Genomic DNA, 12,438 nt, shown 5'->3' on the forward strand with positions numbered 1-12,438 from the left:
TCGGACTTACGCCGGCTGCTTCTGGGCCGGGGCGGCGGGGGCCGCGCGGCCGAGGTCGAAGAACTTCGGCGCCATCTTCGGCACGGCTTCCTTGAGGATCGACTCCACCGTCCAGCTCTCGCCTTCCGGCTTGGCGCAGGTCTCGATCGGCCGCGGCTGGGAGTAGAGGATGATCTGCTCGCCGGAGACGCCGAAGATCTGGCCGGAGACGCTCTTGGCCGCGTCGGAGACCATGGCCACGGAGAAGCGCGCCGGCTGGTCGGGACGGATCTTCTCGGCCATCACCTGGCGGCGCGCGGCCTGGGCCTCGTCCTTGATCGGCACCGACTGGGTCATGCGCGTCCAGGCGACCGGGGCGATGCAGTTGGAGCGGACGTTGTTGCGCGCGCCCTCCATGGCGATGATCCGCGACAGGCCGGCGATGCCCATCTTGGCCGCGCCGTAGTTGGCCTGGCCGACGTTCCCGAACAGGCCCGAGGTGGAGGTGAACAGCATGTAGGCGCCGTCCTGCTGCTCGCGGAACAGCTCGATGGTGGCGCGGCAGACGTTGAACGAGCCGCGCATGTGGACCTCGATCACCCGGTCCCAGTCGTCCTCGCTCATCTTGTGGAACATCACATCGCGCAGGATGCCGGCCGGGTTGATCACCGCGTGCAGGCCGCCGAACACATCGCGGGCCTGCTCGACCATGCCCTGGACGGACCGGTAGTTGGTGACGCTCTCCGAGTTGGAGACCGCCTCGCCGCCACGGGCGCGGATCTCCTGCGCCACGGCTTCGGCGGGACCGGCGGAGCCTTCGTCCTCGCCCTTCAGTCCGCCGCCCAGGTCGTTGACCACGACCTTCGCGCCCTCGGCCGCCGCGATCAGGGCGCAGTCGCGCCCGATGCCGTTGCCGCCGCCTGTAACCAGGACAACCTTACCATCCAAAACGCCCATCGGCTTATCTCCCAAATGAATGGGAGGGAGGCTATTCGAGGCGATCCGCCCGGCGCAAGGCGGGAAACAGGCGCGCCCAGAGGCCGGTGACCAGCAGGGCGCCGATCCCGCCGAACAGGGCCGCGCCGACCGGACCCAGGAAGCGGGCGACGACGCCGCTCTCGAACTCCCCGAGCTCGTTGGAGGCGCCGACGAAGACCGAGGAGACGGCAGCGACGCGGCCCCGCATGGCGTCCGGGGTGACGAGCTGGACCAGCGTCTGGCGCACGAAGACCGAGAGCATGTCGGCGCCGCCCAGCACGGCCAGGGCGACGACCGAGATCCACAGCGACCTCGAGAGGGCGAAGGCGCAGGTGGCGAGGCCGAAGGTCGCCACGCCGGCGAACATGAAGACCCCGGCCTTGTGGCGGATCGGATGGGCCGCGAGCCAGAAGCCGACGACGGTGGCGCCGATGGCCGGCGCGGCGCGCAGCACACCGAAGCCTTGGGCGCCGACATGGAGGATGTCGCGGGCGAAGACCGGCAAGAGGGCGGTGGCGCCGCCGAGCAGCACGGCGAACAGGTCGAGCGAGATCGCCCCGAAGACGATCTTCTGCTTCCAGACGTAGTGCAGGCCCTCCTTCATCAGCGTCCACCGCGAGCCCGGCTGGCGCTCGGGCCGGGTCGACTTGCGGATGGCGATCACCGACAGGGCCGAGGCGAGGTAGAGCACGAAGGTGACCATGTAGGCGTGGGTCGGCGAGAGCGCGACGAGCAGGCCGCCGGCGGCCGGTCCGGCCACCGAGGCGGTCTGCCAGGCCAGGGAGTTCCAGGCGATGGCGCGTGGCAAGAGGCGGCGCGGCACCAGCATCGGCCCCATGGCGGTGTTGGCTGGAGCGAAGAAGGCGCGCGCGGCGCCGAACAGCGCGGCGATGATCAGCAGCAGGGGAACCGAGGCGATCCCGCGCCAGGAGGCGAAGGCCAGCGCCAGGACGCTGAGGATCTCGCCGGCGAAACAGCACAGCAGCACGGTCTTGCGGTCGTGGCGGTCGGCGGTCTCGCCGGCCGGCAGGGTGAGCAGGAAGACCGGCGCGAAGGCGGCCAGGCCGATCATGCCGACGAGGAAGGCGCTCTCCTCCACCGAGCGGGTCTGGCGGGCGAGGGCGTACATCTGCCAGCCCATGGCGACGCTCTGGATCTGGGCGGCGAAGGAGCCGGTCCAGCGCGAGGCCCAGAAGGCCAGGTAGTCGCGCTCCTTGAGGAGCGCGCGGGCGGAGGGGACGATGTCCTGCGACGGGTCCGGATCGGCGGCGGGCATGGGCCGGCGGAGCCTGCCCGGCTTCGCCCGCGACCGCAATCACCGTTGACGGCGGGGCCCCCGGGCCTTACCTGCGCGCTTCCCGTTGGCGGCCGAGGAGCCCCGACATGCGACTGCGACGAACCTGTGCGGGCCGAACCCGCGCCTGAACTTCCGCCCGGCCGGCGCATTGAGCCCGGCCGCATTCGTCGTCCTCCAGTCGCAAGCTTTCCCATCGATGAGCCTTCAACCCACCGACCCGGCGCCCGCAGCGCCGGCCGTGAGCCTCCAGCAGGCCGAGGACATCCCGGCCGCCGACGCCCTGATCGAGCGGGCGTTCGGGCCGGGCCGCTTCACCAAGAGCTCCGAGCGGGTGCGCGAGTTCGCCGAGTTCGCCCCCGACCTGTCGTTCGTCGCCTGGCGCGAGGGGCGGCTGATGGGCGTGGTGCGCCAGTGGCGGGTGCGCGTTGGCGGCACGCCGGTGGTGTTCCTCGGCCCGATCGCGGTGGAGAGCGACGAGCGCAGCGGCGGGATCGGCGGCCTGCTGGTGGAGGCGGCCGTCGCGGCCGCCCGGGCGGCGGGCGAGACGGCCATCGTGCTGGTCGGCGACGCGCCCTATTTCCAGCGCTTCGGCTTCTCGGCGGCCCTGGCGAAGGATGTGCGCCTGCCCGGCCCGGTGGACCAGCGCCGCGTGCTGGCGGTGGCCTTCAGGCCCGAGGGCGAGGCGCTGGCGGGGATGATCCGGCCGCTGTAGCGCACGGCCCTGGCGCGGTGGGGCGAGCGCCCCTAACTTCAGCGCTATGAGCGGGAGCAGGGACAAGCTGGATCAGGTGGCGGCGGCGGCGAAGCAGGCGCCGGGACGCGGGCTGCCGCCGGTGCATCTGTGGAATCCCGCCCATTCCGGCGAGATCGACATCGTCATCGGCAAGGACGGCCGCTGGGTTCACGAAGGGTCGGTCATCCAGCGCGAGGCGCTGGTGCGGCTGTTCTCCACCGTGCTGCGCAGGGACCCGGACGGGTTCTGGCTGGTGACGCCGGTCGAGAAGATGCGGATCACCGTCGAGGACGCGCCGTTCGTGGCGGTGCGGGTCGACCGGGCCACGGACGCCGCCGGCGAGCCGGTGCTGCGCTTCACCACCAACGTCGGCGACACCGTCGAGGCGGATGCGGAGAACCCGATCCGCGTGGTCGTGGACGACCAGGGCGAGCCGCGGCCCTACGTCCACGTGCGCCGCGGGCTGGAGGCGCTGATCGCCCGGCCGGTGTTCTACGAGCTCGTCGAGATGGCCGAGGAGCGGGACGGGACGCTCGGCCTGCCCTCGCACGGAGTGTGGTTCGAGATCGGCGACGCGGAGGCCGCATGAACGCGCCCCACGCCCACCTCGCCCCGCCGCACGAGCTGCGCGCCTGGATCGCCCGCCACCTCGATCCGCTGGAGGAGCGCGAGCCGGCCGAGGGCGAGACCCGCTCGGACTTCGACCTGACGCCGGGCGGCTGGGCGCCGCCGGACCAGCCGCTGACCCCGGCCTCGGTGCTGGTGCCGCTGGTCGAGCGCGAGCATGGGCTGTCGGTGTTGCTCACCCGCCGCTCGGACACCCTTCGCAAGCACACCGGCCAGGTGGCGTTTCCCGGCGGCCGCCGCGATCCGGGCGAGACGCCCTGGCAGACCGCGCTGCGCGAGGCCGAGGAGGAGATCGGCCTCAGCCCCAGCTTCGTCTCCCTGGCCGGCCTGTCGACGCCCTACCGGACGGGCACCGGCTATCTGATCACCCCGGTGGTCGGCTTCGTGCGCGGCGGCTTCGACCTCACGCCGAACCCGGACGAGGTGGCCGATATCTTCGAGACGCCGTTCGGCTTCCTGATGGACCCGGCCAACCACGAGGAGCACGAGCGCGCGCTGCCGAACGGCGAACTCCGCCGTTTCTACGCCATGACCCACGAGAACCGCTTCATCTGGGGCGCCACCGCGGGGATGCTGCGGGCGCTCTACGACCGGCTCTACGGAGCCGCGGTGGCGTGACACCACCCCGAACTTTCCCTAGTCACAGACCATGACCGACACCATCGGCCAGCGCCCGTGGATGACCGCCCGCGAGACCCAGGCGGTGTTCGACGCCCTGGAGGCCGCCGGCGGGGCCGACTGCGCCCGCTATGTGGGCGGCTGCGTGCGCAACACCCTGGTGGGCCAGGGGGTGGACGACATCGACATCGCCACGGTGCTGACGCCGGAAGCGGTGACCAAGGCGCTCGAGGCGGCGGGCCTGCGGGCCGTGCCGACCGGCATCGACCACGGCACGGTGACGGCGGTCTGCAACAGCCGGCCGTTCGAGATCACCACCCTGCGCCGGGACGTCTCGACCGATGGGCGGCGGGCGGTGGTGGCCTTCACCACCGACTGGCTGGAGGACGCCCAACGGCGGGACTTCACCCTGAACGCGCTCTACGCCCGCCGCGACGGCTCGATCTTCGACCCGACCGGGCACGGTGTCGCCGACGCCCTGGCCGGGCGCATCGTCTTCGTCGGGGAGCCCGAGCAGCGGCTGCACGAGGACTACCTGCGCATCCTGCGCTTCTTCCGGTTCTACGCCTGGTACGGCAAGGGCGGCCCGGACGCGGCGGCGGTCGCCGCCTGCGCGGCGCTGAAGGCCCATGTGACGACCCTGGCGGCGGAGCGGATCTCCAAGGAGCTGCTGAAGCTGCTGAAGGCCGACGATCCCCGCGAGGCGGTCGAGCTGATGGCCCAGACCGGCGTCCTGCCAATGGTGCTGCCCGAGCCGATCCACATCGATCGGTTCAAGGGCCTGGTGGAGATCGAGGGCGAGCAGCTCTTCGAGACCGAGCCGGTGCTGCGGCTCGCCGCCCTGCTGCCCGACGACCAGCTCGTGGCGACGCGGCTGGCCGAATCCCTGCGGCTCTCCAACGCCGACCGCGACCGGATCGTCGCCGCGCTCGCGCCCGCGCCGAAGCTGAAGAGCTGGATGAGCCCGCGGGAGATCCGCCGCTGCGTCTACCGCGAGGGCCAGGCGAGCTTCCGCGACCGCGCCAAGCTCGCCTGGGCGGCCTCGAACCGCACGGCCACGGCCCCGCAATGGCGCGGGATGATCGCGCTGGCAGAAGGGTGGACGATCCCGGTCTTCCCGCTGACCGGCGAGGACGTGATGGCGGCCGGCGTGCCCAAGGGGCCGCTGGTCGGGCGGGTGATGCGCGAGGTCGAGGACTGGTGGATCGACCACGACTTCCTCGACGACAAGATGTCGGCCATCGAGAAGCTGAAGGCCGTGGCGCAGGGACTGGCCTATTGATGCGCCTGGGCATCCTCAAGACCGGTCGGCCGCCGACGCCGGCGATCCCGCAGTTCGGCACCTATCCCGAGATGTTCATGCGGCTGCTGGGACCTGACGCCTACGACTACCGCGTCTATGCGGTGGACGAGGGCGAGCTGCCGCAAAGCCCGAAGGACGCCGACGCCTTCCTGGTGACCGGCTCCTCGGCCGGGGTCTACGAGCCGCTGGACTGGATCGGTCGGGCAGTGGAGTTCCTGCAGGCCGCCAAGGGCGAGGCGGCGCTGGTGGGCGTCTGCTTCGGCCACCAGCTGATGGCCAAGGCGTTCGGCGGCGAGGTCATCCAGTCGCCCAGGGGCTGGGGGCTCGGCGAGCAGGAATACCGGGTTCTGCGCCGGGAGCCCTGGATGGATGAGGCCGAGACGATCCGCCTGCCGGGCTCGCACCAGGACCAGGTGGTCAGCCTGCCCGAGGGCGCCGAGGTGTTCGCCGCCTCGGACTTCACCCCGTTCGGCGGCCTCGTCTGGCGCGACCAGCCGGCGATGTCGATCCAGCTGCACCCCGAGTTCGAGCCGGCCTACGCCATCTCGCTGATCGAGCACCGGCGGGGCGATCGCTATGCCGACGCGCAGGCCGACGCGGCCATCGCCTCATACGCAGGCGCCGACGACCGCGACCGGGTCGGCGGCTGGATCAAGACATTCCTGAGACACGCAACCACTTGACCCGAACGCTTGTTGGAGGCCAAACGCGAACATCGCGGGGGCGAGTGTGGAGCGGGTCATGAACCGTTGGAGGCTGCTGATCGTGGCGGCGAGCGCCGTGGCGGCGCTGGCCGTGGGCCTGACGGCGCAGGCCCAGCCGCAGCCCGACGACCTCGGTGTCCTCATCGCCGCGGTGAGCAGCGCGACCGGGCGCTAGTTCAGGCGCGCGCGCCGGCCTGGACCGCGAACCCTCCACGCCCGTCGTTGCCCCGGAGGAAGACGATGAGGCCGTGGATCAGGATGATCACGCCGAGCATCTCGCCGAACTCCTCGCCGATGATCTCGTGGAACCCGGTCAGGCCGAAGGGATAGGCGAGAACCCCGTCCCGGACCTTGCCGCCGAGGAATTCGAGGCCCGCGGCCGCCCCCACATAGACGGTCGCCGCCAGGCCGATGCAGCCGGCCACATAGCGGGGCAGGCGGAGGACAAACGGGGCGAAGTACAGCCCGGCGACGGCCACCAGGATCATCCCGTAGATCAGCCAGGCGTAATGCAGGGTCCCGGCCGCCCCCGGCGCCCGCCGCAGGACGATGCCGAGCATGTCGTGCCAGCCGGCCATCTCGTCCATGGACAGGAACAGGTAGAGCCCGCCGAGCGCCAGCCAGCGGGGGCGGGCGCGACGGTCCGCGTGGCCTTGGGCCGAGGCGCCGAAGGCCAGCGCCGCGGCCAGGGTCCAGAGCGTGGCGGAGAACCAGCTCGGCAGGTTGCCCTCGCGGTCGAGGTCGAAGAACTGGATCATCGCCAGCGTGCCGCCCTGGCCGTGCAGCACCCGGGGGACCCACAGCTGGGTGACCACATAGGCGCCGACCAGCAGCAGGGCGCAGCCGAGCAGCATCAGGGGAAGCCGCCACGGATCCAGGCGGATCGGACGCGCCGCCACGGCGGCGGAGGCGCGGAGGTCGCGGGACGCGACGGCGGCCAGGAAGGGTGGGCTGTGGAGCGACATGGGCGGACCTTCCTGATCGCTACGGCGCCGCCCCCGAGCGATTACGCTTCAGGTTGCAAAAGGTTCACTTATCACCCCGAACGTGCAGTCCTCCCTCAGACCGGCCAGGCCACCAGCGGCGGCATGGACGACAGGATGGTGGTGATGTTGCCGCCGGCCTTGAGGCCGAACATGGTGCCGCGGTCGTAGAGCAGGTTGAACTCGACGTAGCGGCCGCGGCGGACGAGCTGCTCGGCGCGGTCCGCGTCGGTCCAGGGCTCGCTCATCCGGTGGCGGACGATCTTCGGATAGACCTCCAGGAACGCCTCGCCGACGGCGCGGGTGAAGGCGAAGTCCTTCTCGAAGTCGCCCGAGTTGTGGCGGTCGTAGAAGATGCCGCCGATGCCGCGCGGCTCGTTGCGGTGCGGCAGGAAGAAGTACTCGTCGCACCAGGCCTTGTACTTGCCATACCACTCCGGATCGAAGGGATCGCAGGCGGCCTGCATGGCGGCGTGGAACAGCCTGGCGTCGTCGGCCTCTTGGCTGCGCTGCTCGTCCAGCATCGGGGTGAGGTCGGCGCCGCCGCCGAACCAGCTTTCGGCCGTGGAGAGGAAGCGCGTGTTCATGTGCACGGTCGGCACCCGCGGGCTCCGCGGATGGACGATCAGGCTGATCGAGGCCGAGACGTAGGTCGGGTCCTTGTCGGCGCCCGGCATGGTCTTGGCCATTTCCGGCGAGAAGCGGGCCGTGGCGGCCGAGGTGTGGATCCCGGCCTTCTCGAAGAGCCGCCCGGCGAAGAAGGCGCCGGTCCCGCCGCCGACGCCGGTCTCGCGCGTCCAGGGGCGGAAGTCGAACCGGCTGGCCGGCTCCGGATAGAGCTCCTCCGGCGCTTCGTCCTCCAGGCGCTCGAGCTCGGCGCAGATGCGCTGCTGCAGGCTCTCGAACCAGGCCTGGGCGCGGGCCCGGCGCTCGAGGATCTCCGGCGGAAGGGTCAGGGTCTCGGACATGGGGTGACGTGCTACCCGGTCTGCACCGCGCTTGGGAAGCCGTCGGTTTGCCGGAGGGCCTCGGCGAGGGCCATGGCGGCGGCGGTCACGACGTTCAGCGACCGCGCGCCGGCGACCAGCGGAATAGTCACGCGTGCATCGGCCGCGGCGTGCACCTCATCCGGGACGCCGGCGCTCTCGCGGCCGAAGAGCAGGGTGTCGCAGGGCAGGTACTCGAATTGGTGGAAGGCGGCCTCGGCGCGGGTGGTGAAGAGCACCAGCCGTCCAGGAGCCCGACGGGCCAGGAAATCACCCCATCCAGGGTAACGGATCACCTCCGCCCTCTCGGCGTAGTCCATGGCCGCGCGCTTCACGGCGCGGTCGGAGAGCGGGAAGCCGCAGGGCTCGATGACGTCCACCGGAACCCCAAGACAGGCGCCGAGACGAAGACTTGCCCCGAGGTTTTGCGGAATGTCCGGTTGAAAAAGCGCCAAACGCATTCTAAGCGATCCGCCACGGGATGGTCTGGGGCATATAGGGCGAATCGCGGAACGGCTTGCGAAGGGGGACTTCGCTCGCGCGCTCCAAAGAAATTGTCTGCCCCAAGGTCATCTCAATACGGCCCTTTACCAGCGCTCTGGTGGGGTCCAAAGGCAGAGCGCGCTCGTCTCGAGGGCGTCGAATTGAAGGGTAGGCTTTAGGTGTCCGACACCGCTGTGGGCGCGAACCCCGATCCGCACAGCGACGATCCCAATCGTCGCGACTTCATCCATATCGCCGCGGGCGCCGCGGCCGTGGGCGCCGTGGGCGCCCTGGCTTGGCCGTTCATCGACCAGATGAACCCGGCGGGCGACACCCTCGCCCTGGCCTCCATCGAGTTCGACCTGACCAAGGTCGCCGAGGGCCAGCAGGTGGTGGTCAAGTGGCGGGGCAAGCCGCTGTTCATCCGCAACCGGACGGCCAAGGAAATCGCCGCGGCGATCAAGGACGACCACGCGGACATGCGCGATCCGGAGACGGACGAGCAGCGCCACAAGCCCGGCAAGGCGCAGTGGCTGATCCTGGTCGGCACCTGCACCCACCTGGGCTGCGTGCCCACGTTCGGCGGCGGCGAGTACGGCGGCTGGTTCTGCCCCTGCCACGGCTCGGTCTACGACACCTCCGGCCGGATCCGTAAGGGTCCCGCGCCGAAGAACCTCGTGGTGCCGGACTACGCGTTCCTTTCCGACACCAAGGTCAAGGTCGGCTGACGATGAGCGGACACTCCACTTACGAGCCGAAGACCGGCTTCGAGCGCTGGCTGGACATGCGCCTTCCGATCGTTCGGATGGCCTACGACACGGCGATCAGTTTCCCCACCCCGAAGAACCTCAACTACTGGTGGACCTTCGGCGGCATCCTGGCGGTGTGCCTGGCGGTGCAGCTGGTGACCGGCATCGTGCTGGCCATGCACTACGTCCCGCACGTCGACTACGCCTTCAACTCGGTCGAGCGCATCATGCGTGACGTCAACTACGGTTGGCTGATCCGCTACATGCACGCGAACGGGGCCTCGATGTTCTTCATCGCGGTCTACATCCACATGTTCCGCAACCTCTACTACGGCTCCTACAAGGCGCCGCGGGAGGTGCTGTGGATCCTCGGCTGCGTGATCTACCTGCTGATGATGGCCACGGCCTTCATGGGCTACGTCCTGCCCTGGGGCCAGATGAGCTTCCACGGCGCGGTGGTGATCACCAACCTGCTGGGCGCCCTGCCCATCGTCGGTCCGTCCATCACCACCTGGCTGTGGGGCGGCTTCGCGGTGGACGACCCGACGCTCAACCGCTTCTTCTCGCTGCACTACCTGCTGCCCTTCGTGATCGCGGGCGTCGTCGCCCTGCACATCTGGGCGCTGCACGTGCCGGGGAACAACAACCCGACCGGCGTGAACGTGAAGTCCAAGGAGGACACCGTTCCCTTCCACCCGTACTACACGGTGAAGGACGGCTTCGCGATCGCGGTCTTCCTGCTGCTGTTCGGCTCCTTCGTGTTCTGGAACCCGAACATCCTGGGCCACGCCGACAACTACATCCCGGCCAACCCGCTGGTGACCCCGGCGCACATCGTCCCCGAATGGTACTTCCTGCCGTTCTACGCGATCCTGCGCGCGGTCCCGAACAAGCTCGGCGGCGTGCTCGCGATGTTCGGCGCCATCGCGGTGCTGTTCGTCCTGCCCTGGCTCGACACCTCCAAGGTGCGGTCCATGCGCTACCGCCCGACCATCCGGCCGTACTTCTTCATCTTCATCCTCGCCTGCCTGGTGCTGGGCTGGTGCGGCGCGAAGCTGCCGGACGATCCGGTGATCCCGGGCCTGTCCACCTTCACCCTCGTGGACAGCGACCTGAACAGCTACGTGTGGCTGAGCCGGATCGCGGCGCTCTACTACTTCGCCTACTTCCTGGTCATCACCCCGATGGTGGGTCTCCGCGAGACGCCCCTGCCCCTGCCGGAGTCGATCTCCGAGCCTGTTCTCTCCAAGAAGGATTGAGCCGAAGATGCTGCGCAAAGGTTTGATGCTCGCGGCGCTGGGTCTCGCCTTCGTGGCGGGTCCCGCGCTCTCCGCGACCAGCAAGGAAGAGCCGAAGGAGATGGACTGGTCCTTCACCGGTCCGCTCGGCAAGTACGACCAGGCCCAGCTGCAACGCGGCTACAAGGTCTATCGCGAGGTCTGCTCGGCCTGCCACGCGATGAGCCTGGTGTCGTTCCGCAACCTCGGTGAGAAGGGCGGGCCGTTCTACGATCCGAAGTACCCGAACCCGAACGACAACCCCTATGTGAAGTCGCTCGCCAAGGACATCCAGGTCAGCGACATCGACAATGAGACCGGCGACGCCATCAAGCGTCCGGCCGGCACGGCCGACCGCTTCCCGAGCCCGTTCGCCAACGAGGCGGCGGCGCGGGCCTCGAACGGCGGCGCCCTGCCGCCGGACCTGTCGGTCATCGCCAAGGCCCGCGAGGGCGGCCCGGACTACATCTACTCGATCCTGACCGGCTTCGTGCAGCCGCCGGCCGGCCTGACCGTCTCGCCGGGCAAGTACTACAATCCCTACTTCCCGGGCGACCTGAGCTCGTTCTGGACGGGCAAGGGCGAGGTTCCGAAGGGCGGCTTCATCGGCATGCCGCCGCCCCTCGCGGCCAACAAGGTGACCTTCGACGACAACACCAAGTCGACGGTCGAGAACCAGGCCCGCGACGTCTCCGCCTTCCTGATGTGGGCCGCCGAGCCCAAGATGGAGCAGCGCAAGCAGTTCGGCCTGGGGGCGATGATCTACCTCCTGATCTTCACCGGCCTGCTCTACGCCAGCTACCGCCGCATCTGGCGGAACGTGGCGCACTAGCGCCGGCTGACAATACCGATCGATTAGGGCCTCGGCGGATCGCCGGGGCCCTTTTCGTTGGGCGCGAGCAGGAGCCGGCGGCCAGGGAAGTCGAGGCGCACGCGCCAGGCGGCGAGCAGGGGCGCGCCGATCTCGCCGGCCAGGGCCGGGTCGGCCGGCTTGACGAGGCCGGCGGGCAGATCCTCCGCCAGGCGTCCGGCGAAGGACAGAGCCCGCAGCCGCGGCCGCAGCACGCCATAGGGATAGAGCTCGCGCGGCTTGGCCGCGCCCGGCGCCGCGGCGAGGGCGTCGGAGAGGCGCACGGCGGTGTCGGAGCCTGTAGCCAGGGCGAAGTCGCCGGTGAAGGCGTGCGGCCCGTCGGCGACGGCGGCCTCGACGGCGGGGGCGCCGGCGATCCAGGTCAGCGGCAGGGCGGCGGCGGCGCGGAAGCGCGGTGCGCGGGCGGGAAGGCTGAGCCGCACCCGGCAGGGCGCGAAGTCGATGTCGACCACATAGGCCTTCAGCACGTCGGCGCCGATGACGCCGGCGATGGGCGTCGGGAAGAGGCCGGCGCGGACGTCGATGTCCTGGACCGCGACCGGCACGCCCGCCGTGCGACGGCCGGCGAGCCGCACCTGGGCGGTGAGCGCGGTCTCGGAGAAACCCGCGCCTTGGGCCTGGGTCTCGGCGAGGATCGTCTGCGCCTGGCCGGTGTCGAGGATGAAGTCGCCGGCGACGCCCGCCACCTCGGCCGGGACCACCACCACGCCGTTCTCGAACCAGCAGGAGACCGGCGGGGCGGGCGCGACGAGCGCCAGGAGGAGGGCAGCGAGACTCATGGTTGCAGCGAAGAGGATAACAGCAGCGCGCGGCGCCTTAACCCCGCCCCATCGGCGGCCTAGAGTTCAAG

Annotated in this window: 15 protein-coding genes; 9 read left to right on the forward strand and 6 right to left on the reverse strand. The window is 70.2% G+C overall.

The window, feature by feature from the left end; all coding sequences use genetic code 11:
- Positions 1-6: 6 nt before the first annotated feature.
- Together DJ017_RS06905 and DJ017_RS06910 are read right to left on the reverse strand one after the other, a co-directional pair.
- Complete coding sequence (locus DJ017_RS06905) at positions 7-936, reverse strand: SDR family NAD(P)-dependent oxidoreductase (RefSeq protein WP_111528022.1); 930 nt, start codon at positions 934-936, stop codon at positions 7-9.
- 31 nt (positions 937-967) lie between these two features.
- Positions 968-2,233: an MFS transporter gene (locus DJ017_RS06910; protein WP_111528023.1), complete on the reverse strand. Its 1,266-nt coding sequence runs from the start codon at positions 2,231-2,233 to the stop codon at positions 968-970.
- Positions 2,234-2,450: 217 nt separating this feature from the next.
- Here DJ017_RS06910 and DJ017_RS06915 point away from each other — a divergent pair, with 217 nt between their 5' ends.
- From DJ017_RS06915 to DJ017_RS20275, 6 genes are read left to right on the forward strand one after another with little or no spacing between them, the layout of a single operon-like run.
- Positions 2,451-2,966 (forward strand): GNAT family N-acetyltransferase, encoded by a 516-nt coding sequence (locus DJ017_RS06915; RefSeq protein ID WP_111528024.1) that lies wholly within the window; start codon positions 2,451-2,453, stop codon positions 2,964-2,966.
- Positions 2,967-3,012: 46 nt separating this feature from the next.
- Positions 3,013-3,576, forward strand: coding sequence for a DUF1285 domain-containing protein (locus tag DJ017_RS06920; protein ID WP_111528025.1), 564 nt, complete (start codon positions 3,013-3,015; stop codon positions 3,574-3,576).
- On the forward strand, positions 3,573-4,232 hold the full coding sequence (locus tag DJ017_RS06925) for a CoA pyrophosphatase (protein WP_111528026.1): 660 nt from the start codon (positions 3,573-3,575) through the stop codon (positions 4,230-4,232). Before DJ017_RS06920 ends, DJ017_RS06925 begins: the two co-directional genes overlap by 4 nt.
- Before the next feature lie 31 nt (positions 4,233-4,263).
- Positions 4,264-5,514, forward strand: a complete 1,251-nt coding sequence (locus DJ017_RS06930) for a CCA tRNA nucleotidyltransferase (protein WP_111528027.1) — start codon at positions 4,264-4,266, stop codon at positions 5,512-5,514.
- The gene (locus DJ017_RS06935; protein WP_111528028.1) at positions 5,514-6,218 is read left to right on the forward strand and encodes a glutamine amidotransferase-related protein; all 705 of its coding nucleotides are present in this window, start codon (positions 5,514-5,516) and stop codon (positions 6,216-6,218) included. The genes DJ017_RS06930 and DJ017_RS06935 overlap by 1 nt, the downstream gene beginning before the upstream one ends.
- A 58-nt stretch (positions 6,219-6,276) precedes the next feature.
- Positions 6,277-6,414 (forward strand): hypothetical protein, encoded by a 138-nt coding sequence (locus DJ017_RS20275; RefSeq protein ID WP_165830547.1) that lies wholly within the window; start codon positions 6,277-6,279, stop codon positions 6,412-6,414.
- Position 6,415: 1 nt separating this feature from the next.
- Here DJ017_RS20275 and DJ017_RS06940 read toward each other — a convergent pair whose 3' ends face one another.
- The 3 genes from DJ017_RS06940 to DJ017_RS06950 form a co-directional block, all read right to left on the reverse strand.
- Positions 6,416-7,204: a hypothetical protein gene (locus DJ017_RS06940; protein ID WP_111528029.1), complete on the reverse strand. Its 789-nt coding sequence runs from the start codon at positions 7,202-7,204 to the stop codon at positions 6,416-6,418.
- A 95-nt stretch (positions 7,205-7,299) separates the two neighbouring features.
- Positions 7,300-8,178: an oxygen-dependent coproporphyrinogen oxidase gene (gene hemF / locus DJ017_RS06945; RefSeq protein ID WP_193540005.1), complete on the reverse strand. Its 879-nt coding sequence runs from the start codon at positions 8,176-8,178 to the stop codon at positions 7,300-7,302.
- A gap of 23 nt (positions 8,179-8,201) precedes the next feature.
- Positions 8,202-8,669 carry a tRNA (cytidine(34)-2'-O)-methyltransferase gene (locus DJ017_RS06950; protein WP_111528031.1) on the reverse strand — a complete coding sequence of 156 codons (468 nt, stop codon included), beginning with the start codon at positions 8,667-8,669 and terminating at the stop codon, positions 8,202-8,204.
- Positions 8,670-8,870: 201 nt separating this feature from the next.
- On the opposite strand from DJ017_RS06950, the gene petA reads away from it, so the two are divergent.
- Genes petA through DJ017_RS06965 form a run of 3 tightly spaced genes read left to right on the forward strand, consistent with a single transcriptional unit; the run spans position 8,871 to position 11,549 of the window.
- Complete coding sequence (petA, locus tag DJ017_RS06955; RefSeq protein WP_111528032.1) at positions 8,871-9,419, forward strand: ubiquinol-cytochrome c reductase iron-sulfur subunit; 549 nt, start codon at positions 8,871-8,873, stop codon at positions 9,417-9,419.
- Positions 9,420-9,421: 2 nt separating this feature from the next.
- Positions 9,422-10,699 carry a cytochrome b gene (locus DJ017_RS06960; RefSeq protein WP_111528033.1) on the forward strand — a complete coding sequence of 426 codons (1,278 nt, stop codon included), beginning with the start codon at positions 9,422-9,424 and terminating at the stop codon, positions 10,697-10,699.
- A 7-nt stretch (positions 10,700-10,706) separates the two neighbouring features.
- A complete protein-coding gene (locus tag DJ017_RS06965) occupies positions 10,707-11,549 on the forward strand; it encodes a cytochrome c1 (RefSeq protein ID WP_111528034.1) in 843 nt (280 codons plus the stop codon).
- A 23-nt stretch (positions 11,550-11,572) separates the two neighbouring features.
- Here DJ017_RS06965 and DJ017_RS06970 read toward each other — a convergent pair whose 3' ends face one another.
- Positions 11,573-12,367 (reverse strand): aspartyl protease family protein, encoded by a 795-nt coding sequence (locus tag DJ017_RS06970; protein ID WP_111528035.1) that lies wholly within the window; start codon positions 12,365-12,367, stop codon positions 11,573-11,575.
- Positions 12,368-12,438: the final 71 nt, after the last annotated feature.

It is taken from the genome of Phenylobacterium soli (assembly GCF_003254475.1).
GTDB classification, from domain to species: domain Bacteria; phylum Pseudomonadota; class Alphaproteobacteria; order Caulobacterales; family Caulobacteraceae; genus Phenylobacterium; species Phenylobacterium soli.

Coding starts and splice junctions, on each gene's coding strand:
- DJ017_RS06905 (WP_111528022.1), bottom strand. CDS start 936: ATGGGCGTTTTGGATGGTAAGGTTGTCCTGGTTACAGGCGGCGGCAAC.
- DJ017_RS06910 (WP_111528023.1), bottom strand. CDS start 2,233: ATGCCCGCCGCCGATCCGGACCCGTCGCAGGACATCGTCCCCTCCGCC.
- DJ017_RS06915 (WP_111528024.1), top strand. CDS start 2,451: ATGAGCCTTCAACCCACCGACCCGGCGCCCGCAGCGCCGGCCGTGAGC.
- DJ017_RS06920 (WP_111528025.1), top strand. CDS start 3,013: ATGAGCGGGAGCAGGGACAAGCTGGATCAGGTGGCGGCGGCGGCGAAG.
- DJ017_RS06925 (WP_111528026.1), top strand. CDS start 3,573: ATGAACGCGCCCCACGCCCACCTCGCCCCGCCGCACGAGCTGCGCGCC.
- DJ017_RS06930 (WP_111528027.1), top strand. CDS start 4,264: ATGACCGACACCATCGGCCAGCGCCCGTGGATGACCGCCCGCGAGACC.
- DJ017_RS06935 (WP_111528028.1), top strand. CDS start 5,514: ATGCGCCTGGGCATCCTCAAGACCGGTCGGCCGCCGACGCCGGCGATC.
- DJ017_RS20275 (WP_165830547.1), top strand. CDS start 6,277: ATGAACCGTTGGAGGCTGCTGATCGTGGCGGCGAGCGCCGTGGCGGCG.
- DJ017_RS06940 (WP_111528029.1), bottom strand. CDS start 7,204: ATGTCGCTCCACAGCCCACCCTTCCTGGCCGCCGTCGCGTCCCGCGAC.
- DJ017_RS06950 (WP_111528031.1), bottom strand. CDS start 8,669: ATGCGTTTGGCGCTTTTTCAACCGGACATTCCGCAAAACCTCGGGGCA.
- DJ017_RS06960 (WP_111528033.1), top strand. CDS start 9,422: ATGAGCGGACACTCCACTTACGAGCCGAAGACCGGCTTCGAGCGCTGG.
- DJ017_RS06965 (WP_111528034.1), top strand. CDS start 10,707: ATGCTGCGCAAAGGTTTGATGCTCGCGGCGCTGGGTCTCGCCTTCGTG.
- DJ017_RS06970 (WP_111528035.1), bottom strand. CDS start 12,367: ATGAGTCTCGCTGCCCTCCTCCTGGCGCTCGTCGCGCCCGCCCCGCCG.